Origin of the sequence: Bacillus sp. YP1 (genome assembly GCF_000877815.1) — a bacterium.
Classification (GTDB): domain Bacteria; phylum Bacillota; class Bacilli; order Bacillales; family Bacillaceae; genus Bacillus; species Bacillus subtilis.
This window is the reverse complement of sequence record NZ_CP010014.1, coordinates 342,384-365,141: the sequence shown is the minus strand read 5'-3', so window position 1 is coordinate 365,141 and position 22,758 is coordinate 342,384. Positions and strand designations below refer to the sequence as shown.

General features: G+C 40.8%; 29 protein-coding genes. 16 read left to right on the top strand and 13 right to left on the bottom strand.

Features of this window, described 5'->3' with window-relative positions; genetic code table 11:
* The first annotated feature begins 34 nt into the window (after positions 1-34).
* Both QF06_RS01730 and vmlR read left to right on the top strand, forming a co-directional pair.
* Entirely contained in the window at positions 35-1,411 is a 1,377-nt protein-coding gene (locus QF06_RS01730) for an amino acid permease (RefSeq protein ID WP_003234143.1), read from the top strand.
* Positions 1,412-1,729: 318 nt separating this feature from the next.
* A complete protein-coding gene (gene vmlR / locus QF06_RS01725) occupies positions 1,730-3,373 on the top strand; it encodes an ABC-F type ribosomal protection protein VmlR (protein ID WP_015252709.1) in 1,644 nt (547 codons plus the stop codon).
* Positions 3,374-3,532: 159 nt separating this feature from the next.
* Here vmlR and QF06_RS01720 read toward each other — a convergent pair whose 3' ends face one another.
* The 3 genes from QF06_RS01720 to QF06_RS01710 all read right to left on the bottom strand — a co-directional run bounded on the left by QF06_RS01720 (position 3,533) and on the right by QF06_RS01710 (position 5,106).
* Positions 3,533-4,006 (bottom strand): GNAT family N-acetyltransferase, encoded by a 474-nt coding sequence (locus QF06_RS01720; protein WP_041850754.1) that lies wholly within the window; start codon positions 4,004-4,006, stop codon positions 3,533-3,535.
* Positions 4,007-4,168: 162 nt separating this feature from the next.
* Positions 4,169-4,513: a DoxX family protein gene (locus tag QF06_RS01715; RefSeq protein WP_029317346.1), complete on the bottom strand. Its 345-nt coding sequence runs from the start codon at positions 4,511-4,513 to the stop codon at positions 4,169-4,171.
* Positions 4,510-5,106: a TetR/AcrR family transcriptional regulator gene (locus tag QF06_RS01710; protein WP_019712445.1), complete on the bottom strand. Its 597-nt coding sequence runs from the start codon at positions 5,104-5,106 to the stop codon at positions 4,510-4,512. Before QF06_RS01710 ends, QF06_RS01715 begins: the two co-directional genes overlap by 4 nt.
* Positions 5,107-5,404: 298 nt before the next feature.
* Here QF06_RS01710 and QF06_RS01705 point away from each other — a divergent pair, with 298 nt between their 5' ends.
* Genes QF06_RS01705 through cotP form a run of 3 tightly spaced genes read left to right on the top strand, consistent with a single transcriptional unit; the run spans position 5,405 to position 6,377 of the window.
* A complete protein-coding gene (locus QF06_RS01705) occupies positions 5,405-5,677 on the top strand; it encodes a spore germination protein (protein ID WP_003243854.1) in 273 nt (90 codons plus the stop codon).
* Between the two features lie 13 nt (positions 5,678-5,690).
* Entirely contained in the window at positions 5,691-5,933 is a 243-nt protein-coding gene (locus QF06_RS01700; RefSeq protein ID WP_003234151.1) for a spore germination protein, read from the top strand.
* Positions 5,934-5,945: 12 nt separating this feature from the next.
* Positions 5,946-6,377, top strand: coding sequence for a spore coat protein CotP (cotP, locus tag QF06_RS01695; RefSeq protein WP_003234154.1), 432 nt, complete (start codon positions 5,946-5,948; stop codon positions 6,375-6,377).
* 14 nt (positions 6,378-6,391) lie between these two features.
* Here cotP and QF06_RS01690 read toward each other — a convergent pair whose 3' ends face one another.
* On the bottom strand, positions 6,392-7,099 hold the full coding sequence (locus tag QF06_RS01690; protein WP_024572977.1) for a DUF421 domain-containing protein: 708 nt from the start codon (positions 7,097-7,099) through the stop codon (positions 6,392-6,394).
* A 208-nt stretch (positions 7,100-7,307) separates the two neighbouring features.
* Between QF06_RS01690 and QF06_RS01685 the strand changes: the two genes are divergently transcribed.
* From QF06_RS01685 to QF06_RS01670, 4 genes are all read left to right on the top strand, one after another.
* Positions 7,308-7,889, top strand: a complete 582-nt coding sequence (locus QF06_RS01685) for a DUF421 domain-containing protein (protein ID WP_003234158.1) — start codon at positions 7,308-7,310, stop codon at positions 7,887-7,889.
* Between the two features lie 123 nt (positions 7,890-8,012).
* Entirely contained in the window at positions 8,013-8,243 is a 231-nt protein-coding gene (locus tag QF06_RS01680; RefSeq protein WP_003244212.1) for a spore germination protein, read from the top strand.
* Positions 8,244-8,276: 33 nt separating this feature from the next.
* The gene (locus QF06_RS22075; RefSeq protein WP_009969672.1) at positions 8,277-8,570 is read left to right on the top strand and encodes a hypothetical protein; all 294 of its coding nucleotides are present in this window, start codon (positions 8,277-8,279) and stop codon (positions 8,568-8,570) included.
* 204 nt (positions 8,571-8,774) lie between these two features.
* On the top strand, positions 8,775-9,011 hold the full coding sequence (locus QF06_RS01670; protein WP_003244342.1) for a spore germination protein: 237 nt from the start codon (positions 8,775-8,777) through the stop codon (positions 9,009-9,011).
* Between the two features lie 27 nt (positions 9,012-9,038).
* Here the strand turns inward: QF06_RS01670 and QF06_RS22295 are convergent, their stop codons facing one another.
* From QF06_RS22295 to QF06_RS01645, 5 genes are all read right to left on the bottom strand, one after another.
* Positions 9,039-9,233 carry a hypothetical protein gene (locus QF06_RS22295; protein ID WP_032677460.1) on the bottom strand — a complete coding sequence of 65 codons (195 nt, stop codon included), beginning with the start codon at positions 9,231-9,233 and terminating at the stop codon, positions 9,039-9,041.
* A 260-nt stretch (positions 9,234-9,493) separates the two neighbouring features.
* Positions 9,494-9,832 (bottom strand): thioredoxin family protein, encoded by a 339-nt coding sequence (locus QF06_RS01660; RefSeq protein ID WP_015252714.1) that lies wholly within the window; start codon positions 9,830-9,832, stop codon positions 9,494-9,496.
* Between the two features lie 185 nt (positions 9,833-10,017).
* Entirely contained in the window at positions 10,018-10,407 is a 390-nt protein-coding gene (locus QF06_RS01655) for a DoxX family protein (protein WP_003234169.1), read from the bottom strand.
* Between the two features lie 101 nt (positions 10,408-10,508).
* The gene (locus QF06_RS01650; protein ID WP_041850753.1) at positions 10,509-11,447 is read right to left on the bottom strand and encodes a ring-cleaving dioxygenase; all 939 of its coding nucleotides are present in this window, start codon (positions 11,445-11,447) and stop codon (positions 10,509-10,511) included.
* A 15-nt stretch (positions 11,448-11,462) separates the two neighbouring features.
* Complete coding sequence (locus QF06_RS01645) at positions 11,463-12,083, bottom strand: nitroreductase family protein (RefSeq protein ID WP_041850752.1); 621 nt, start codon at positions 12,081-12,083, stop codon at positions 11,463-11,465.
* Positions 12,084-12,557: 474 nt separating this feature from the next.
* Between QF06_RS01645 and mneP the strand changes: the two genes are divergently transcribed.
* The 4 genes from mneP to QF06_RS01625 all read left to right on the top strand — a co-directional run bounded on the left by mneP (position 12,558) and on the right by QF06_RS01625 (position 16,259).
* Positions 12,558-13,451, top strand: coding sequence for a manganese transporter MneP (mneP, locus tag QF06_RS01640; RefSeq protein ID WP_015252717.1), 894 nt, complete (start codon positions 12,558-12,560; stop codon positions 13,449-13,451).
* A gap of 111 nt (positions 13,452-13,562) precedes the next feature.
* Positions 13,563-14,375 carry a MerR family transcriptional regulator gene (locus QF06_RS01635; RefSeq protein ID WP_003234177.1) on the top strand — a complete coding sequence of 271 codons (813 nt, stop codon included), beginning with the start codon at positions 13,563-13,565 and terminating at the stop codon, positions 14,373-14,375.
* A gap of 89 nt (positions 14,376-14,464) precedes the next feature.
* The gene (locus QF06_RS01630; RefSeq protein WP_015252719.1) at positions 14,465-15,154 is read left to right on the top strand and encodes a DUF554 domain-containing protein; all 690 of its coding nucleotides are present in this window, start codon (positions 14,465-14,467) and stop codon (positions 15,152-15,154) included.
* Positions 15,155-15,356: 202 nt separating this feature from the next.
* Positions 15,357-16,259 (top strand): carboxylesterase, encoded by a 903-nt coding sequence (locus QF06_RS01625; RefSeq protein ID WP_003234180.1) that lies wholly within the window; start codon positions 15,357-15,359, stop codon positions 16,257-16,259.
* A gap of 411 nt (positions 16,260-16,670) precedes the next feature.
* Here QF06_RS01625 and QF06_RS01620 read toward each other — a convergent pair whose 3' ends face one another.
* The 3 genes from QF06_RS01620 to ydfH all read right to left on the bottom strand — a co-directional run bounded on the left by QF06_RS01620 (position 16,671) and on the right by ydfH (position 20,818).
* Positions 16,671-18,845 carry an MMPL family transporter gene (locus QF06_RS01620; protein WP_041850750.1) on the bottom strand — a complete coding sequence of 725 codons (2,175 nt, stop codon included), beginning with the start codon at positions 18,843-18,845 and terminating at the stop codon, positions 16,671-16,673.
* Between the two features lie 115 nt (positions 18,846-18,960).
* Positions 18,961-19,602 (bottom strand): two-component system response regulator YdfI, encoded by a 642-nt coding sequence (gene ydfI / locus QF06_RS01615; protein ID WP_003244318.1) that lies wholly within the window; start codon positions 19,600-19,602, stop codon positions 18,961-18,963.
* Positions 19,595-20,818, bottom strand: a complete 1,224-nt coding sequence (ydfH, locus tag QF06_RS01610; protein WP_041850749.1) for a two-component system sensor histidine kinase YdfH — start codon at positions 20,816-20,818, stop codon at positions 19,595-19,597. Before ydfH ends, ydfI begins: the two co-directional genes overlap by 8 nt.
* A 263-nt stretch (positions 20,819-21,081) precedes the next feature.
* On the opposite strand from ydfH, the gene QF06_RS20840 reads away from it, so the two are divergent.
* The 3 genes from QF06_RS20840 (at position 21,082) to QF06_RS01600 (ending at position 21,930) form a co-directional block, all read left to right on the top strand.
* Positions 21,082-21,225, top strand: coding sequence for a hypothetical protein (locus tag QF06_RS20840; RefSeq protein WP_041850748.1), 144 nt, complete (start codon positions 21,082-21,084; stop codon positions 21,223-21,225).
* Positions 21,222-21,401 (top strand): hypothetical protein, encoded by a 180-nt coding sequence (locus QF06_RS20835; RefSeq protein WP_010886421.1) that lies wholly within the window; start codon positions 21,222-21,224, stop codon positions 21,399-21,401. The genes QF06_RS20840 and QF06_RS20835 overlap by 4 nt, the downstream gene beginning before the upstream one ends.
* Positions 21,402-21,486: 85 nt before the next feature.
* Positions 21,487-21,930 carry a carboxymuconolactone decarboxylase family protein gene (locus QF06_RS01600; protein WP_014478970.1) on the top strand — a complete coding sequence of 148 codons (444 nt, stop codon included), beginning with the start codon at positions 21,487-21,489 and terminating at the stop codon, positions 21,928-21,930.
* Positions 21,931-22,009: 79 nt separating this feature from the next.
* Here QF06_RS01600 and QF06_RS01595 read toward each other — a convergent pair whose 3' ends face one another.
* Complete coding sequence (locus QF06_RS01595; RefSeq protein ID WP_003244115.1) at positions 22,010-22,690, bottom strand: ArsR/SmtB family transcription factor; 681 nt, start codon at positions 22,688-22,690, stop codon at positions 22,010-22,012.
* Positions 22,691-22,758 lie beyond the last annotated feature (68 nt).

The window sequence follows — 22,758 nt, the reverse complement described above, 5'->3', positions numbered from 1 at the left end:
TCAATAAACAATTTTCAATGGAGGAACACATAAAGTGACAGACGACATGACGAAAGACAATATAAATCAGCAAACGTTGCAGAGAGGCTTGAAAAACAGGCATATCCAGCTCATCGCCATCGGCGGAGCCATTGGGACAGGCTTATTTCTCGGCTCGGGCAAATCGATTCATTTTGCCGGACCTTCGATTTTATTTGCTTATATGATCACAGGGATCATTTGCTTTTTAATTATGAGATCGCTGGGTGAACTGCTGTTATCAAACTTGAACTATCACTCTTTTGTGGATTTTGTACAAGACTACCTAGGCGATATGGCAGCTTTTATCACCGGCTGGACATATTGGTTCTGCTGGATTTCCATTGCGATGGCTGATCTGACAGCAGTCGGGCTCTACACTCAATATTGGCTCCCGGGTGTGCCGCAATGGGTGCCTGGCTTAATCGCTCTTATTATTTTACTGATTATGAATCTGGCGACAGTCAAGCTTTTTGGAGAATTAGAATTTTGGTTCGCTTTGATTAAAGTCATTGCCATTTTGGCGTTAATCGTCATTGGCCTTGTGATGATTTTCAAAGGCTTTTCCACAAGCTCAGGAGTGTCCAGCTTCACAAACCTCTGGAGCCACGGAGGCCTGTTCCCGAATGGCATGCACGGGTTTATCCTCTCGTTCCAGATGGTTGTGTTTGCTTTTGTCGGCATTGAGCTTGTCGGGCTTACGGCCGGTGAAACAGAAAACCCTGAAAAAGTAATCCCTAAGGCGATCAACAATATTCCTGTCCGTGTGCTGCTTTTTTATATCGGGGCTCTTCTCGTGATTATGAGCATCTATCCTTGGGATATCATCAATCCCAGCGAAAGCCCATTCGTACAAGTATTTGTCGCTGTTGGCATCGTCGGGGCTGCAAGTATTATCAACTTTGTTGTGTTGACATCCGCTGCTTCAGCATGCAACAGCGCTGTATTCAGTACAAGCCGTATGGTCTATTCCCTGGCGAAAGATCACAATGCGCCTGAGTCAATGGCGAAACTGACTCAGCGTAAAGTGCCTAGAAATGCTTTATTCTTTTCAGCTATCGTGATTTTAATCGGTGTTACGTTAAACTACATCATGCCAGAAGGCGTATTCACCCTGATCACAAGTATTTCAACCGTATGCTTTATCTACATTTGGGGGATTACGGTCATCTGCCATATGAAATACCGCAAAACAAGACCTGAATTAGCGAAAACAAACAAGTTTAAGCTTCCGCTTTATCCGTTTACAAATTACCTGATTCTTGCGTTCCTGGCGTTTGTTCTGGTTGTGCTGGCACTGGCACAGGATACTCGTGTTTCCTTATTTGTCACACCGGTTTGGTTTATTTTGCTGATTGTGATTTATAAAGTGAGAAAAGCGAAGCATCAATAACACTCGAAACTCCTGCCTCAAAAATGAGAGCAGGAGTTTTTTTGATGAAAATGACCTTTGCTTTTGAATTTGAAGGTATGCTATAGTGTTTGTAATCAAAACAAGAAGGGATGATGGGTGGACAATGATTAACTAATCTTATTTTTATCGTTTGAAATCAATATTTCAAATCAAAAAATAGGATTAGTCTGCCCATTTTCTATATATACGACCTGCTATTTATAAAAAATAGCTTATTTGATCATGCACAGGCACGGCTAATCCTTCCAACACATTTGGGAGGATTTTTTTATTCTCCCTTTAAAGCGAGGGATATGGATGAAAGAGATCGTAACATTAACAAACGTTAGCTATGAAGTGAAGGATCTGACTGTTTTTAAAAATATAAATGCCAGTGTTCAGCAAGGAGATATCATTGGGATTATCGGCAAAAACGGCGCTGGGAAATCTACGCTGCTGCACCTCATTCACAATGACTTAGCCCCTTCCCAGGGTCAAATCCTTCGAAAGGATATAAAACTGGCTTTGGTTGAACAGGAAACAGCGGCATATTCCTTTGCGGATCAGACACCTGCCGAAAAGAAGTTACTGGAGAAATGGCATGTGCCTCTTCGTGATTTTCATCAGTTAAGCGGCGGTGAAAAACTGAAAGCGCGGCTGGCGAAAGGACTATCAGAGGATGCAGATCTGCTGCTGTTAGATGAACCGACAAACCACCTTGATGAAAAAAGCTTGCAATTTCTCATCCAACAGCTGAAACATTATAGCGGCACGGTGATTCTCGTTTCTCACGATCGATATTTTTTAGACGAAGCCGCAACAAAAATATGGTCGCTTGAGGATCAGACGCTGATTGAATTCAAAGGGAATTACTCCGGGTATATGAAGTTCCGGGAGAAGAAAAGACTCACCCAGCAGCGTGAATATGAAAAGCAGCAAAAAATGGTCGAACGGATTGAAGCACAAATGAATGAGCTCGCTTCTTGGTCGGAAAAAGCCCATGCTCAATCGACGAAAAAGGAAGGGTTTAAAGAATATCACCGGGTAAAAGCGAAGCGTACGGATGCCCAGATAAAATCCAAGCAGAAGCGGCTTGAAAAAGAGCTGGAAAAAGCAAAGGCAAAACCCGTTACCCCAGAATATACAGTCCGCTTTTCAATCGATACAACCCACAAAACAGGAAAACGTTTTTTAGAAGTTCAGAATGTAACAAAAGCGTTTGAAGAAAGGACCCTCTTTAAAAACGCAAACTTTACGATTCAGCACGGCGAAAAGGTTGCGATCATAGGCCCCAATGGCAGCGGAAAAACGACATTACTGAACATCATTCTGGGACAGGAAACAGCAGAAGGAAGTGTATGGGTGTCGCCGTCCGCAAACATCGGCTATTTAACGCAGGAGGTGTTTGATTTGCCTTTAGAACAAACACCGGAAGAGTTATTTGAGAATGAAACATTCAAAGCAAGGGGGCACGTTCAAAATCTGATGAGGCACTTAGGTTTTACAGCCGCCCAATGGACTGAACCGATCAAGCATATGAGTATGGGTGAGCGTGTAAAGATCAAGCTGATGGCATATATTCTGGAGGAAAAAGACGTGCTGATTTTAGATGAGCCGACAAACCATCTCGACCTGCCGTCACGCGAACAGCTGGAAGAAACACTGTCACAATACAGCGGCACATTGCTGGCGGTTTCACATGACCGATACTTTCTCGAAAAAACAACAAACAGTAAACTCGTCATCTCAAACAACGGCATCGAAAAGCAGTTAAACGACGCTCCTTCAGAAAGAAATGAGCGGGAGGAGCTTCGGTTAAAGCTTGAGACAGAAAGACAAGAAGTGCTGGGAAAGCTCAGTTTTATGACGCCAAATGATAAAGGGTATAAGGAGCTTGATCAGGCTTTCAATGAGCTTACGAAACGAATAAAAGAGCTGGATCATCAAGACAAAAAAGACTGAGAGAGAAAGTTCAAGCGGCATTGAAAAGGACAACAGCTGTTGTCCTTTTTCTTTATATGTTCAAGCCTCCCATGACCTTAATCTTTCTAATGATGACTTATAGTACCCTGCCACCGCTTCCAGATAGGCATGTTGTATTTGGGTAACGTAAGCGGCTTTTCAGCATAGCTGTTTCCGCATACGTATATTGGTCATGGCATAGCCCATCTTCTGATAAAGATAGACGGCTGTCTCGTTGTGTGCAAATACATGTAGAGCCAGCCTTTCCGCACCAAGCTCTCTTGCTCTTTCATCAAGCGTTTGAAGCGCCAATTGAGCAAGTCCTTTTCCGCGAAAGGCTTCATACAATCCAAAGGAATAGATAAACGCTTCCTTTTGCGGATGTAATGGATCAGCATACAGCCAGAGCCAGCCCATTCTTTCTCCTTGGTCATTTGTGATGTTCCAAAAATAATGATTGCTGCTGTCTCGCCCATTCGGAATCATGTTTTCATATGCCTGCTCCGATTTCTCAAACGCCTCTTTTTCCGTCCAAGTTCCTGACGTTATGTTTTGTTTCGCAAAATTTTGCACGGACATCACTCGAAAGGCTTCGAACTCTTCCTCAGTCATGTCTTCCAAAGTTAATGCCAACCTGTATTCCTCCTTTATAAAAAAAGCCCAGCTGATGCCGGACGAATAACGCAGAAATGGATCTCTATTTTACTGCTTCAGTTAATTCCTGGACTTTCTATTATTCGATAAGAACAGGAGATTTCCTGCAAATGGGCTTGTTCTTAAACATTAGTGAAAAGCTTACGTGTAACTCCCCATGATGATCATGATAGAAACAATCAAACAAATCATCGCTGGTATCGCCATGATGGCCGATTGTCTTGCTCGAAACATATGCGCATGAATTGCTCCCGCCATGAGAACGACAAACAGAACACCTGCTCCAATTGCTGCATACCGATTCCAAATTCCCGCTGTCATAGCAAGTGCCCCGGCTATTTCAAGAATGCCAGTAACAGTCAGAAACCATAATGGATATTGATAATGCCGCCAATGCTCAACTTGAAAGGGAACGCGGCTTACCTTTATGATGCCTCCCGCAAGCATAAAAACTGCCAAACTGACTTTCATCATAATAGATATCATCTTACATCATTCCCTTTCGGAAGCATCCCGTAAATTAAAAGATTCACAACCTCTGCTGCGAGGCTTGCCGGATCTTTGATTCCGGTTAACAAAAATGATTCGGTTAAATGTTCAATCATGCCGACCAAACACTCAGCGACAGTTTCCATATCCAGTTCAGAGTGAAAATAGCCAAGCCGCTGTTCTGCTTCTAAGTTCTCTTTCAAAACCATCGCCAAGTCTTTTTTCATTTGTTTTGCTTCCGGGTTGAGAAAAAAGCCGATCTTGGTTAAATCCTTGTCCTCATCCAAAAATTGAAAAACAGTCTCTACAGCTAGCAGTACCCGTTTTGACACATCCTCCGTGTTTAATCCGTTTTCCAGAAGAAGTGACTCTGTCAGCTTTCTGACTCGAGAGTGAAAATCGGTTATTAACTCGGCAAAGATGGCTTCTTTGCTTTGAAAGTACAGGTAAAATGAAGGCTGCGTGAACCCAGCTTTTTTCACAATTTCACTTACCTTCGCGTCATGGAATCCCCGAACCGAAAATTCATTAGCGGCAGCTTTAAGTAACCGTTTTCGGCTTTCTACTCCTTTACGTCCTTTACTTTTCAACTAGGACCACCCCCAAAATAATACTCACGATTAATGTTACTCACGAGTATTATTTCATGGCATTAGCTTCATTGTCAATGATTTCAAACTGATCCTGTTTGCCAGCTTCCTTTATTAAAAGGTCTCATGCATTTCGAATAACTGAATCAATTCATTGATTCCTATATCAATGGCTTTTCATTCACTGATAATTGAGCATCACTCCGGGGCCAGATAGAGTTTTGCCCGTAAATGCAAGGAACAATTGGGTGCAGCGGCGCATAATGTACTGTACAGAAAGATGGAAGGGTGTGATGGGATGCCGTCTACAGTAATCAACCTATATTATTTGAAGATCAACAGTATTTCGGGCAATGGTTCAATTACAATAGGCGAAGCTGCTTATAACAGCCCTACCAACAATCAAAAATCTCAAGGGACCAACTCTTCTTTCGGTGATACATCACCTACAGAATCCGTAATGGAAAACTTCTTAAACGATCCTGATGTAAATGACCAGACATCTATCGGCAACTCTGATACATCCAACGTTAATGCTCCTCCGATTGCACCACCGCCAATTTTAGATTAAAGGGGTTTCGTCTATGCCATATCAAATTAATATCGCAAATATTAAGATCAACGGCGTCACGCAAAACGGAAATATAGATGTCGGTCCGACTGTGCACAACAGCCATACTGCGAACAGCAAATATTTTGGAGCAAACTTTTCCTTAGGGGATCTTTCGCCTACGTCTTCACTTTTAAACACTGGAAATATTGATTCAGACGTTAGTGACCAAGACCAAATCGGAAACCCTTCTGCGCCGATTTCAAATCAAATTTAAGGAGAATCTCATATGGATTTCGAAAAAATTCGAAAGTGGCTTGAGATTACGAATGAATATAAACAAAGTGACTTTTGGACAAATGTGCTCAAATATAAAGCCCCGGAACATTTTTTTGATTCCGAAGCTTCTACGTTTGTTTACGACTTTTATCAAGATGAGGAATATAATTTTATCATTGTGGAAATGCCCGGTGTGTATGAGGAAGAATTAACGATCCGTTTACTGTCTAAAACCCAGCTGCTGATCAAAGGAACGATCACGCCTGTTTTTCCAGCCGAAATGGAAGTGCTGCGTGAACGGTATTACGGAGAAATTGAGCGAATCATTCAGCTTCCCGAAGCCGCTGAAACTCATTTGTTACAGATTCAGCTGTTAAACGGGCTTCTGCATATTTCGTACCCAAGACAAGTTGAAACCGTTGCGTTCAATAAGGGGCTTTAAGATTGATTGTTCCTTCATTCCTTATCCATAGGGACTGATATATGGTCTTTATATTGATCCACATAAATATCCCCATTACCCAGCAGCACTGCGTACACGGTCTCTTTCACCTTTATGTCTCTTTTTTGCAATTCTTCCAAAAGCCAGGATTCCGTCAAACGATTCTGCTTTAAATTATTCTCAATGATTTCTCCGTCCATAATAAGCTCTATCGGAAGCCTGTGTTCTTGGTTTACCGCAATCATTAAATCCTGTTTGGTCACATGCCGGAATTGCGGTTTTCTTAACACAGTCAGCTGACCATTCGTTTCAAGAATGGCAAAAAGAACTTCTTCGATATTAAATATTTCTTTTTCCCGCAATTGCTGATTTAAATAATCAAGTGTGTAACGCATTTTCCTCATATTTGATTCAAGTATCTTCCCGTTTTGAATCAGCACTGTTGGATCTCCGGCAAAAAATTTCCTCAGCTTCCTGTTCTTTATCGACAGAAACGAAATTAGAAAAATGGTTAGCACAAAAATACTAAACGAAATGGCCATATTGTGCGGTTTTATTGAAGTATTGTAAGCTAATCCACCAGCAATCGCCCCTAGTGTGATCGCCGCAATAAAATCAAAAATCGTCATTTGAGAGATTGTCTGTTTGCCTAAAATTCGTTCTGCGATTAACAGCAAGCCAAAGCTGGCAACCGTTCTAATGACAACTTCAAGTTCAATCATGTTATGGCGCTCCCCGCTTCCCAGATTGTTTCGGCCAAAAAACTCCTGTTGCTATCATTGTTTGGCTTAATATATCCATCTATACCAAAAATATTGTTCGGTTCAGGACAGAATGAACCGACTGCCTTTCGGATATATTAAATTGCGATTGGCCGGAAGAAAAGCCAATCCCATGACAAATCTAATTCATCATTGGTCAGGTGGTAGCATGAATTTCACTTGGGAATCTCTTGTTCTCATTGTAGCCGGGGTCATTTTGCTGAGAATTTCAGGAAGGAAATCAATCGCACAAATGACGTCAACTCAAACGGTTGTCATGATTTCGATCGGAACTATTATCGTTCAGCCAATCATCGAGTACAGCCTCTTCAAAACATTAATTGCAGCGGCAATTTTCACAAGCACACTCATCGTTATGGAATGGATCCAAATGAAATCGAACACCATTGAAAAGATGTTAACCGGAAAAGCAAAAATCGTCATTGAAAACGGACAGCTTCATATCGAAAACTTAAAGAAGATGAGACTTACAGCTGACCAGCTTGAAATGCAGCTACGGCTTCACGGCGTTACGGCTATACAAGATGTTAAAATAGCGACATTAGAGGCCAACGGACAATTAGGAATTGAATTGACTGATGACGCCAAGCCTTTAACAGTCAGGGATCTGAAAAAACTCATTCACCCCGATTTCATAAATAAGGACGGACAAGCCCAGTCTGGCAATCAGAATATTTTTGATGAAGTTGGCAAAAAAAATAAAAAAAACGTCCCTAAAAAGCTGCATTAACAAAAGGCGCTTGTGGCATTTTGCAGGTTTTTGTCTCTTACTGAAAGTTTTTGCCGTTTTGTTTAAGCAACTGCTGCTCACACACCATATTGTATAAACAGTCATAACAGAGAGGAGAGATGAATGATGAAATTCCCAGTTTATATTCATTCGATATCCGGGAACAGCGTTTTTAATAACGGATTTGCAGTTTCCATCAGCCCGTTCTCTGTGTCTAAAACAACAGAGGGTTCCGGTGGGAGTAATACAGGTTTGGTTTTTGAATCCAATGCTTTAAGCCAAACAAGCTCCGCCAATCAAGCCCAAAATGTAACATATGCGATCCAAGAGCTGCTTTCCAAGCTTTTAGCGTAAAAATTAAGAAATAAACACTTCATGAGGTGCCGTATGGCTTTTCCAATTATTCACACGAACTTTTGGGATGCTGTGATAGCTGTTCCAATCATCATATTGATAACCCAAATCCTCAAAATATTATTGAAAATCCCCAAAACTTTTGTACCGTCAGTTGCCTTAATAACAGGCCTTGTCATTTCTGTTTTCATAAGCCATCGACACAGCCTCTTTTCTGGCGTATTTATGGGCTGGTTTTATGGCTACGCTGCTATAGGCTCCTACTCATCATTAAAAACGACTATCTTATCCTTCAGGCAAACGAAAAACGATACATCAAATTCATAGATGACATATAACGATCTGCCGCCTCTTTATCAGGCGGCTTTATTTCTGCTGATAGGTTGATCATCTTCAAAAGATGATCATTCACTCGCTATTATTTTTACCATTATGTTGATGCAATGATATAAAAACGCAATATCATAGAAGTAAATAGACTGCCAGCGTCCTTTATGACAGCTACTTCTGAGTGAAAGGAGTTTTTGAAGCATGCGATCTCAAATCAACATCTCAAATCTCACGATAAATGGAATGACACAAAACGCCAATACAGATATCGGACAAAACTTGCAAAACAGCCATACTGCGAACAGCAAAAATTACGGAGTGAATTTCACATTAGGAGATTACTCTCCTTCTCATTCAATTATTATTTCAGCAAGTTGTGATAATGATACAAGTGATCAAGGGCAGGTTGATAACCCTTCTTCGCCTAGTGAAGAATAAAAAAAAGAACTCATTTGAGTTCTTTTTTTACCTTATTTCTTTAGTTTGTCTCGTTTGATATGATGATTCTTTTCTGAAAAGCCCAATGATGTTCCACAGGATGAGTGCTGAGGATATGATAAAGTGAGGAGTACTAATATGCTGATGGGTAAATAATTTATACCCCATGACTGATCCTAGTGCTATGATGCAGAAAAGATTAATCCATTTGCTCCAGCCCATTTTCAAAAAGCTCCTTTTATTGATATGTTCACTGCCAAACATCTCTTTTTGGCACAACTTCATTATGACCAATAAAGAAGCGAAAAGATATAAATCCTTTCCAATTCATTCCTTAAATCTTTCTTAATTTAACAAGCTCTTTGTCCAAACTTCGATTGTTTTTTAATATGTTCTTTCATTGGAGAGGACTTGAGCCTTGTCCCCTTTAAAATGACAAAAAGCCCTTATATGGGGCTGGCTATGTGAAACGTATAAACCCTTTATTCACCTTCATATAATCGATAAACCCTTTTCAGCTTTTGTTCAAGCTGTTCAAAATGAACAAAACGGGCTTCTCTTAGAAACTCAGTCCCATCAATGAACAAAAGAAGCACAGGAACGGTGAAAACTGAAAATCTGCCGGCGACCTCTGCTACATCGTCAGCATTGATATGCCCCAATTTGATGTTTGGAAACTGATCCAATACTATTCTGAGCTGGGGCAGAACTGCGTGACATACTGTACAGCCAGGCCTTGATATATAAATAAAACTGAATTTGTGCTGTTTGATAAAGTTTTCTATAGAAACTAATGAATGTAATTCTGTCATCTTTTTCATCCATTTACTCCTTCAAATAGGTCTGTTTTTCATGACCAAGCTCATCAATACGTATCATTCACTATACAGATTTATATTTATGATATCCGCTTTTTTGCTTTGCAGAGTACCTGCAAGCTTGCCGAAAATGTCAAAATAAAAGAACAGTTACCGACAAGCAGCAACTGTTCTTACATACTTTCGTATTAAAAATGCAAAGCGTAAGCTCCTGAACCGATGAGTGCAACCCCTATGGAAACTGCAATGAGCACCAGGTTATATTCAAAACCTCCGGCGCCATTCGCAAAACCTTTCGCTCCATGGACTTTTACGATAGCACCTAACATGATGATCGTTATGATAGCAGCTCCAAGCGGGAGGAATACGCCTAAAATAAATAGAATTCCGCTTACTAACTCCCCAAGACCTGATAGAGCGGCCGCAACGTTTCCTGGTTTCACCCCAATTGATTCGAACCATTGTCCGGTTCCTTTAATCCCGTATCCGCCAAACCAGCCGAATAATTTTTGTGTGCCATAAAACAAAAACACCACACCAATCATTATACGAATAAGCAACAGTCCTGCATCTTCCATTTGTATCTCTCCTCATCTTTGATTTCATCTGATTCTGTGCTGACAGTACCATCCAGCAATCATCAATTGAATATATGTTTCTTTATTTTTTATGTGTCAAATCAATCTAACTCTCTTACTTCAAACGGCAGCAGCCCTTGTTCAATTTGTGTGCGATGCGGTTCATATTGCACAGGCAGCATTAGTTTTTCGCCCATTGTTTCCTGTGTTTCATCATGTGCAAAGCCTGGGGGATCAGTTGCGATTTCAAACAGGATTTCCCCGTGTTCCCTGAAGTAAATGGCATTAAAGTAGTTTCTATCCCGAACAGGAGTTACACCATATCCGTGGGAAGCAATATATCTTTGCCAATCTAACTGATCTTCATCATCGTTAGCCCGCCAAGCGATGTGATGCACCGTTCCGGCCCCCATTTGCCCGCGGCCAATAGGCGTTAACTTAAGGTCAATCACATTTCCGATATCACCGGCGGAACGATAACGAACGAAGTCTCCTTCTTTGCCGACTCGTTCCAGCCCCATGATGTTTTCTAAAAGCTCAGCGGTTTTGTCAGGCTGCGCTGATAATAGGGTTGCACCCCCAAAACCTTTAATGGCAACATCGGGCGTTACATCTCCGAAAGTCCACGTGTTAGCCTCTCCTTCTTCTCTTTCCACGATTTCTAAGTGCAGTCCATGAGGATCATCAAATTCTACATATTGTTCCCCAAAGCGCTCGATTTTGGTGTAGGGAACGTTGAACTTTTCTAGTCTCTTTTCCCAAAATGCCATAGCCCCTTTCGGCACGACATACGAAGTCACGCCAACTTGACCGTCTCCAATGACGCCTTGGCGGGCTCCGGCCCACGGAAAGAAGGTAATGATTGTTCCCGGCTTCCCGCCTTCATTCCCAAAATAAAGATGATACGTACCTGGGTCATCAAAATTGACAGTTTGCTTGACCAAACGAAGCCCAAGCACTCCTGCGTAAAAATCTGTGTTCTCTTGAGGGTGACCGACAATCGCTGTAATATGATGAATTCCCATCGTTTTTTTAGCCATTTTTATCCGCTCCTTTTACATATACTCAACAAACTCATTCACAGGCTTCCGGTAGCCGCGCGGTCTTCTGCTCTCTGTTTTTTCTTTTCCAATCGTAATCATCATGACAACCTCAAATTGGTCGTCTATGTTCAAAATCCGTTTTACGGCTTCCGCATCAAAGCCGATCATCGGGCAGGTATCCCAGCCTTTTTCCTTAGCACTCAGCATAAACATCATCGCAGAAAGTGAAGCATTCCTTATCGCCTCATCTCTCTTAAATTGTTCTCCCCTGTTTTCATAAAACGAAACGGTGTCGTGCACCATGTGGTCATACTCTTGCTTATTTAATATCCCCAATACCTTTAAACCTTCATAGATATCAGCCGCTTGTTGATATGCCTGCTTATCCCCTAATACCAAGAGAACCGCAGAAGAGCTAACCACTTTATATTGTCCATTTGCGGCCTGCTTCAGCTTTTCCTTTACGTCCTGGTCAAGAACCGCCACATATTTTGTATGCTGCAAATTAAAAGCCGATGGCGCCAATGCAACCAATTCAAACATCTCATTGAGATCTTCTTTTGTGATTGGATGACCTGAAAGAAAATTGCTTGCAGATCGTCTTTCATTGACTAAATGAGTAAATTCAGCCATTACGCTACACTCCCTTTTATCTCGAATTCGAGATATTATGTTATAAAAAATCATATTGAATATTGTGTAAAAGAACTGACAACGATTGAACACTTAGAGTTGCGCTTGATCGCTGATCTTTTCAATCAAATATCTCGAATTAAAATATCTTGAATATGAGATAATAATAAAATACAGATCTTCTCATGTCAATAGGTTTTTAACAATCAGGTGGAAATTTTTCACTGACGGCAGCATTTTAATGGCGAATCATCACTGTTGTTACATAAGAACTCATTTGTTTGCTGTATGACCTTTTAGCACAGCTCCAACTTTTTTTCTGTCACCTTATTTATTAGTAAACAGGAAACAACGTTGCTGTAGACCCACTCGAAATTGAATTGGTATGATAAGCAAAGTGATTACACAGGAAAGGATACGGAGAGCGTATATAGAGCACTCCTATTTTTTTGTGCAGTTTTATAGGAGGAAAAAATGGCAAGTGAAAGAGAACAAATAAGCAGAAAAGTTGCTTTGATTGCATTGATCGCCAATCTGATCTTAATGGCAGGAAAGGTCTTTTTTGGGCTGGTAGGCGATAGTGAAGCCGTGTTTGCAGACGGAATACATTCCGCGGCAGATGTCGTTGCTTCGATTGCAGTCTTGGCAGTGATCGGAATTTCCAATAAACCGCCCGATCAAGACCATCCTTTTGGTCACGGAAAAGCTGAAGTCATTAGTGAGGCGATTGTAGGAATTATCTTAGTGATCGTATCCGTTTATATCCTCATAGAAGCGATTCTGTCCTTTGTTAAAGGGCCAAGCGTTCCCCAATACAGCGCATTGTTTGCGGCTCTGATTTCGTACGTGGCTAAGGAAATCTTATATCGTTATTCTATAAAGCAAGGGGAAAAATGGAACAGCAAAGCGATTATAGCGATTGCGTACGATCATAAAGGCGATATCGTTGCCTCTCTTGCCGCTTTTATCGGCGTCCTGTTGGCTATCATCGGAAACACCCGCGGATGGTCCTATCTGTTGTACGCCGATGCCATTGCCAGTGCAATCGTTGCTTACCTCATTTTTAAGATTTCAATGGAATTAATCAGGCCGTCTGTTGATGTGCTCATGGAAAAGAGTGTTGATCCCGAGCTGATAGAGGAATATAAAGCTGTTATTTTTCAATGTGATCAAGTAAAACGAATTGATAGAATCCGCGCGCGAGAACATGGCCACTATAAATTGCTTGATGTCCGTTTATCTTTGGATCATGATTTGACAATTAAGCAGGGACACGATATTGCCCGCGAAATTCGAAATGAAATCAAAAGACAGTTTTCAGATGTAGAAGAAGTGCTCATCCATGTAAATCCTTATTTCGAAGAGTGAAAAGCTCCTTTTTAGAAGGAGCTTTTTCTTTATGATGCAAACTTTACCTTTAGAACTCGCCGTACTATATAATGTGTGTATATCAATCATAGGCACAGAAAGGTTGTTAGAATGAAGGAATTTTTTTCGATTGGAGAAGTGTCAAAGTTATTCAATGTGAAAATCTCTGCTCTTCGGTATTATGATGAAATCGGCCTTTTGAAACCGGAATATAAAGATGAGCAAACGAACTATAGATATTATTCTACCCAACAGTTTGAGCGGCTTGATACCATCAAGTATTTGAGGGCCCTAGGCCTGCCAATCAATAAGCTTCTTGATTTTTATAACTCTCAAAATACAAACACTCTTCTTCATTTACTAAAAAGCCAGCAGGCTGAAATTGATCGAAAAAAGAAAGAATTGGAACGCATCGAACGAAAGATCTCCCGACGCATCACACATATAGAAGATGCCGTTAACATGCCGTTACATCAAATTTCAAAAATCAAACTTCCCGCAATGCGTGTGGCTTACTTGCAGCATGAATATGTTCTCGGCCATGATATCGAACATTCGTTAGCTGAATTGAGAACCCACCTGAATGTAAACGAAGATATATTCATAGGCAAGATTGGTTTATCCATTTCTGCAGCAAATGTGAAAGCAAAACAGTTTGACAAATATTCCAGTATATTTATGATTCTTGAAGATGAAAATGAAAAAACTTCTTCAGAAATCATCTTTCCTTCAAGAGAATATCTGCAAATTAGGTTTAAAGGGTCACATCCAGAAGCCGAACCATACTACAAAAAATTACTGGCATATATGAAAGAACATCATTATGAAGTAGCAGGGGACTCAATCGAAATCACACTCATTGATTATGGCATTACGAATAACCTAGATAATTACGTGACTGAAATCCTGCTGCCCATCAAATAATCTCATGAATATGTTTTTATCTCCCTTGACTCTCTACTAACTAGAGGGTTTATTTTTTATGCAGGAATGATTTTTGGAGGAGAAAACTTATGTTTGGAACGATTTTTAACACAGTGATGATCATTGCAGGAAGCATAATCGGGGGGATATTCAAAAAAGGCATTAAAGATGAATACCAGGATATTTTGATGCAGGCAATGGGATTCGCTGCAGTCGCGCTGGGGATCAACGCCATTACACAGCATTTGCCTGATAGTAAATATCCCATTCTATTCATCGTGAGTTTAGCCATTGGAGGTTTGCTAGGCCAGATCATCAATTTAGAATTACGATTCAACAAGCTGGTGAACAAATTTTCTAAAAGTAATTTAGCAGAGGGCTTATCTACTGCGGTCTTATTATTTTGTATAGGTTCGCTGTCAATATTGGGCCCTGTTGAAGCCGCTTTGCATGGAGATTATACATACCTCCTGACAAACGGGATGTTAGATGGGATCACCTCCATTGTGCTCGCTTCAACTTTTGGTTTTGGAATAGCGGCTGCAGCCATTGTATTATTTGCCTGGCAAGGCTCCATCTATTTATTTGCTAAAGTAATGGAGAGCGCAATCAATACAGACCTTATTAATGAAATCACAATTGTGGGAGGCATACTCATCCTCAGTTCAGGTCTAAGCATTCTTGGAATCAAGAAGTTCAAAACATTGAATTTGCTGCCTTCCCTCTTGATCCCTCCTGTTGTGATTTTTGTGATTCATGCATTTGGATTGCGGTTTTAATGAAGCGGCTCCACAAAGGAGGTTAATATTCTGTTATATTGATTTTCAATAATCTGTTCCAATCGTTTTATTTCCTTTTCATCTTGGATTTGACGTCTAACAACAACTGTATTATATTGTAAATAAAGTCTGTTATATCAAAATCAGATTCCCCATCACGAAACGGCACATTCATTTAAACAATGTTGGGAGGGGCATTTGTATGTCAAACCATTCATCTAGTATTCCCGAATTAAGTGACAACGGTATCCGCTATTATCAAACTTATAATGAAAGCCTTAGTCTTTGGCCGGTCCGTTGCAAATCATTCTATATATCTACTCGTTTTGGTCAAACACATGTGATTGCAAGCGGCCCAGAGGATGCCCCGCCGCTTGTATTACTCCACGGAGCATTATTCAGCTCGACGATGTGGTATCCCAACATCGCCGATTGGAGCAGCAAATACAGAACTTATGCAGTTGATATCATAGGTGATAAAAACAAGAGTATTCCTGAGAATGTAAGCGGTACAAGAACGGATTACGCCAATTGGCTTCTTGATGTGTTTGACAATCTGGGGATCGAAAAGTCCCACATGATCGGACTTTCGCTTGGCGGTCTCCATACGATGAATTTCCTTTTACGTATGCCTGAGAGAGTAAAAAGCGCAGCTATACTGAGTCCGGCAGAAACGTTTTTGCCATTTCATCACGATTTCTACAAATACGCTCTTGGCCTTACAGCGTCAAATGGAGTTGAAACATTCTTAAATTGGATGATGAATGATCAGAATGTGCTGCACCCGATTTTTGTGAAGCAGTTTCAGGCAGGGGTAATGTGGCAGGATGGATCAAGAAATCCAAATCCTAAAGCCGACGGATTTCCGTATGTTTTTACCGATGAGGAATTACGTTCAGCAAGAGTTCCTATCCTATTATTACTTGGTGAACATGAAGTCATCTATGATCCCCACTCAGCCCTGCACCGAGCCTCTTCATTCGTTCCTGATATTGAGGCGGAAGTCATTAAAAATGCCGGACATGTTTTATCGATGGAACAACCCGCTTACGTAAATGAACGTGTAATGCGTTTTTTCAATGCAGAAACAGGCATTTCACGGTAAGGGCTTATAAGATAGTGATTTGCATTCATAAAGTCCTGCAATATGCTTCTAGCCGGGCATTTCAAAAAATAGAGTCCCTCTTATGGACTCTATTTTTCTTGGACAAAACCCGCAGCTGGTTTTGTGTGCTTGTTTCTTTAGGTTTCTTATATGATCAGTTGTAAAATCCTTTATTTTCAAGAAGGATTCTCAAGATCCTTGGCATCAAGTAGTGAATGCAAAGTCAAAAAATCATGTCACTTCTCCTGGGATGCCTGCTAGTATGATGCAGCTTCTGCCAATATGAAACAAAGTTCCATCCATATCGAAAATGAGTGATGGCGCCATAAGTGTCTCCTTTTAACTGCCGACTTCATCTTCTAAATACTACCATAAGCAAAAAAGCAGATCATAAAAGATCTGCTTTTTCTATTACACACTGATTTGTTTCTTTTGTTCATGATCTATTTCCGGCTGTATTTCCTTTGTCAGTTGATGCCCTTCTATATCCACGTTCGGAATCATCTTGTCTAACCATTTCGGCAAATACCAGGCTGCATTCCCCATCAGCTTCATGACACTTGGAATCAGTGTCATTCTTACAATAAAGGCATCAAAGAGCACACCAAAGGAAAGTGCTAATCCGTTGGCTTTAATAGAAGCTTCGCCTGCAAAGATAAATCCTGCAAAAACGAAGATCATGATCAAGCCGGCTGCTGTAACAACAGGACCACTGTGTTTTAATCCAGCCTGAATGGCTTGTACTGGATTCTTTGTTTTTACATATTCTTCACGCATTCTGCTGACGAGGAATACTTGATAATCCATGGCTAACCCGAACAGAATCCCAATAGATAAAATCGGCAGGAACGCGAGTATCGGCCCTCTTTCAGGTATTTTGAAAAAGTCGATGAGATTCCCGTCTTGCAAGACAAATACACAAATCCCAAGAGTGGCTGTCATCGTCAACATGAAACCTGCAACAGCAACAAGCGGCACAAGCAGCGAACGGAAAACGATGGTCAGCAATACAAACGCAAATCCAACAATAAGTACAGCAAACACCGGTATCGCATCATTCAGGCGATCTGAAATGTCAATATTCACTGCAGTCGATCCAGTAACAAGCAAATCTACTCCGTTTTTATCTGACAAACTGCGTACATCGTGTACCAAATCTTTCGTTGTGACATCATTTGGACCTGTTTCCGGAACGACCGTAATGATGGCAAAGTTCCCTTCTTTATTAGGCATTGCAGGGGTGACACTTGCTACATGGTCTAAACCCTTTATTTCTTTCACTGCATCTGCGAAAGCCTCCGCCTTATTTTCTGTAGCATTTGCGGCATCCGCTACGATTGTTAATTGGCCATTAAATCCTTCTCCAAAGCCTTCGGCAAGCAAGTCATATGCCCGGCGATCCGGATTATCCTTAGCTTTCATCCCAGCATCAGGCAAGCCCAGTTCCAAATGCATAGATGGTATACTAATGACGATCAAAATCAGAATGCTGCATACACTTAGAATGATAGGATTTTTGGTGACAAAGCGTCCCCAGACATTTGTTTCAGTGCTTTGTTTTTCTATTTTCTTGTTTGATTTCGGAATCATCCGCTTCCCTGCAATCGATAAGACCGCAGGCACAAGTGTGATGGAAGCCAAAACAGCCATCAGTACACTAAGCCCTGCTGTCAGCCCCATCGCAGACATAAAAGGAATGTTAACGACAGTCAATCCGCAAAGTGCAACGATAACAGTAAGTCCGGCAAAAACGACTGCGCTTCCCGCTGTTCCCACGGCTCTCGCAATTGATTCATTCTTTTGTATGCCTTCGCCTAAAAACTGGCGGTGTTTCGTAAAAATAAATAAAGCATAATCAATACCAACAGCAAGGCCAATCATTCCGGCTAATGAAAGACTGACGGAAGCAATATCAAATACTTGTGTCCCAATCAAAACCAGTCCAATACTTACACCTAAACCAATCATTGCAGTTAAAATCGGCAAACCTGCTATTAATAAAGAACCGAATGTAATGGCTAAAACGACAAAAGCCAAGATAATGCCGACAATTTCAGAGACACCGCCTATCTCCATCTCGGCTCCCGGTACATCTCCGCTTAGCTCAGTTTGCAATCCTTCATCATCAGCCAGTTTCAAACTGTCTTTTAAGTGTTTGATAGAGTAATCCTTTATATCATCTGCTGATGATTTATACTTGATATCAGCATAGGCAACTGTGCCATCTTTCGCGATTGTCCCTGTCACAAAAGGACTTGCAATCGAGTCAACAGAATCATCTTTACTGATTTCTTTGAACGTATCTTCTATTGCTTTTTTTGCTGGCTTCCCAGTAAGTTTCTCCCCATCACCAGCACCGAAAATAACCCGTATGCTCCCTTTATCAGGACCGTGAGGAAATTCTTTTTGAATCACATCCATCGCTTTTTCCGAAGGTGTGTCAGGTATGGACATATCCTCAGAAAAACTTGGTTTCAAGGTGACTGCAAGGCCTATCGCAGCAACTAACACAACGATCCACGCACATATTGCTTTTATGCGATTGCGAGCAACCCATCCTCCTAATGTATATAACATTTTTGACATGATAATCTCCTTTCAACACATTGCTTGATCACATTCTTTCTCATTGTAGTTGACAATGAAATGAAAAAAACGTACATTCGGGCATGTACGTTTGGGCAATTTTCAAATATGCAGTTTAGTTGTCTATTGTCAGAATACCTTTTTGCATGGCAATCGTTACTGCCTCAGTTCTTGAATTCGCGCCTAATTTATTGTAAATGGACGTTAATCTGGACTTTACTGTTCGCTCAGAGACGCCCAAATCAAAGGCAATCGCTTTGCTTTTAAGACCTTTAGCAATTGCTTTTAGAACAATGACTTCCTTTTCTGTCAGCTGCGTCTCATTGCGCTGCTTTTTCATCCGCTCAAATTGGATTTCTTGCAGACGTTTGAGGATATCAGGCTGCAACAGCACATTTCCTCTGATCGCTGCATCCATTGTGTGAAAAAGGGTTTCTGAACTCGTATCCTTTAACAGATATCCTTTCGCTCCTAATTCAATCCCTTCGATCATTAAGTGATCTTCATTATATGTAGTCAAAATAATGATGGGGGTATCGTGTTTTTCTTTTATTTGTTTAATGGCCTCTAACCCGCTCATCTCCGGCATATACAAATCCATCAGAATGATATCCGGTTCTAATTCATCTGCAAGACGGACTGCGACTTTTCCATTTTCCGCCTCTCCTATAATGGTGTATTGATCATTCGTTTCAATTAAAAGCTTCAGACCTTCCCTCACGACAAGATGGTCATCAACGATTAAAACCTTATTCATCTTGCATCTCTCCCTGAATTGGTACAGTGATCTCAATTTGTGTTCCTTTCAATTTTGTACTCTTGATATTGAATTGGCCATTTATTGCCCTGACGCGTTCTTGTATGCCAAGAAGCCCATAATGTCCTCTCTTTTTCTTTCCTTTTTCAACATCAAATCCCTTGCCGTTATCCTTAACTGTTAAATGGAGCCTTCCCTTTTCATCATCCCAAATGGATATCCAGATTGTTTTCGCCTCAGCATGCTTTGCCGCATTCGTCATGCATTCTCCAATGATGTAATAACAGTTTTCAGCTGTACGCACATCCAGCACCTGATGCAATCTGTAATCTAATAAACAAGCCATGCCTGTCGACTCTATAAAATGATCCATTAGCGAGGTAATTCTTTCTTTTAAAACACCGATTTCTTCTGATTTGCTGCGGAGATCGTCAATAGCTGAACGTGCATCAGCTAATGTGCTTTTCACTCTTTTCATCGATTGTTGTATGATTTCCTTCGCTCTCTCTGTGTTGCCTTTGGCGAGATGAACATGAATCGCATCCAGCTGCATATTTAAACTGACAAGACCTTGAGCAAGCGTATCGTGTAAGTCTCGGGCCATCCGCTGTCTTTCGTTCTGCAGCGTCAGCTGTTCTACCTGCTGATGAGCCAGCTCCAGCCTTTCAAGAGTCAATTGAGCTTTTATTTTTTCATCGACTTGGGCAAAAAATGTTGCGGCATAAGTAATGATGACAATCATGATTGGACCAGCAATAACAATAAAATGCAAAACTTCACCTTTATGAAGGTGATACGCCGAATTTATGACCAGCAGCAGCAATAGATAAAGAATGAGAAAAGTCCTTCTTCTGTCTGCCATTCCTATAATTTGTCCAATTAAAAATGCATAAAGGCCGATAATCACAAGTATAAAGAAGCCAGTCATGAGATTAGCAAGTGCAAAGGTGATCAAACCTTGTACCGCGAAATACAGAATCACTCTTTTCTTAACCCAGCGATATGAGTGCCAATGAAGCAAAGCAAAAATGGCGATTAATATGGTAAACGCATAAAGCAATAAAATGGACCACCCCCCAGAAACAAATTGCAGCACGATAGAGGCTATATAGATCATGAGAATAAAAGCCAGGCCCGGCACTCTGAGTGCAAGCATGTTTAATGCCCGCCTATCATGTGAGTAATATTTATCTTTAAAAGGATTCCTTATAAGCAAACCTTATCCACTTCCTTTACCTGTTTCACCGAATAGAGATTCATGAAAATCGAACTCATATTTCAACGTGCAAACATACATGTATCCAATCATTTTATAGGAAGAGAAGGAACACAACAATATCAGGTGCAGGGAAACATTAGAGTTTCCAACAAGTGATCATTGCCCAAACGTACATGAACGTTCTGCCTCTATGTACGTTTTATCTTTTCAAATTTACCTTTAAAATCATAAGGAACTTACTATTCATTGAATGATCATCATTGAAATCGATTGATCTCACAATTTTATCATTAAAGAGAAAAGGAATCCGGACCGAAAAGGTATTAAAAAATCAGAACCCTGATCGATTAAGCCATATGACAGACAAAAATGCGCAACCAAAAAGCAAGAAAAAAGAGGAATGAACATGTATTGGTTTCTAGGTGCTTTATTATATTTTCTGATCGGTACTTATATATTCATTAGAGTCACTAGAGACAGCCAATCAGGCTCATGGATACTGCTTGCATTAGCAGCTCCACTCATCATTGCTGGCTACCCTTATTTTTATTCAAAGAAGCTTCTTTCCAAAAGACGCTGAAACAGCTGTCATTCAAACCGCACATTGGTAAAATGATCAATACCGAGATACAATCTAGGTATTCTATGGAAAGGAGTCTTGCTTTATGAGTCAAAGAGTGTCCTACTATGAGATTGCACCTGAAGGTATGAAAATCATGATGGATATGGAGAAATACACGAAACAATCCTCAATTAACCGAACGACGAGAGAACTAATCAAAATCAGAGTCTCTCAAATGAACGGCTGTGCCTACTGCATAGATATGCATACGTCCGATGCCCGCAAAATGGGGGAAACTGAACAGCGAATTTACTGTTTACATGCTTGGAATGAATGTGATTTTTACTCACCTGAAGAGAAAGCGGCTCTCGAACTATCTGAACACATCACGCTCATTCCATCTAAAAGGGTTCCTGATGAGCTATATCATCGGGTGCGGGAACATTATGATGAAAAACAATATGTTGACCTTGTTCTCATCATTAATCAAATAAACAGTTGGAACCGCATCTCTATTGCAATGGGGAATCGAGCTGCTTCAAAATAAGAAGAAGGAGTAAGATTAGAACAAATCTTACTCCTCCTAGATATCGTGCCTCATCATCTGGTGTTTCCGCTTCAAAATCCTAAATCTTCACGTTTAGGTGCTTTTCAAACGCGATTTTCCCGCTTTGTGTAATCCTAATCGCTCTCGTTTTAGGCATACGAACGATCCATTCTTCTTCTAACATGCGCACCAATAGGGCGTTTCCTAATGCTCCTGCAATATGATGCTGCCGTTCACTCCAATCCAAACAGCAGCGGGCAAAAGCTCTCCTCTTATTCCGTTGTTGCTCTTCATTGATGCCTAACTTTGAAAAGAATAAAGCACCCTCTGAAGTCACCTCAAAGTTTAAATCAACTTTTTTTAACATCCCCTGCTCAACTAATGAATGTGCCATTTGCACGCCCACATAACCTGCCAAATGATCATAACAGGTACGGGCGAAATGCAAGTCCTTTTTCTCTTTTGACTCTTTTAAAGATTTGACTTTTGCTTTAGGCGCAATATGAAGCAATTGTTCGATCACATTTGCAGCATCTGAGTCAGCCAATCTGTAATACCGATGTCTCCCATGCTTCTCTACGCTAATCAGCTTTGCTTCAAGCAATTTATTCAGGTGAAAACTGGCGGTTTGAGGTTTAATGTTAGCGAGATATGCAAGCTCTCCCGCAGGGTGTATCCTTCCATCCATCAGACTGAGAAGAATGGAAGAACGCGAGGGATCTGATAGCAGCGAAGAGATTTTTGCAATATTAGGATTCATGATTTTCCTCCTTACATTCATATTTCGATGATAGTTGAAATGTTAATCCTTTACAATATAAATGTAAG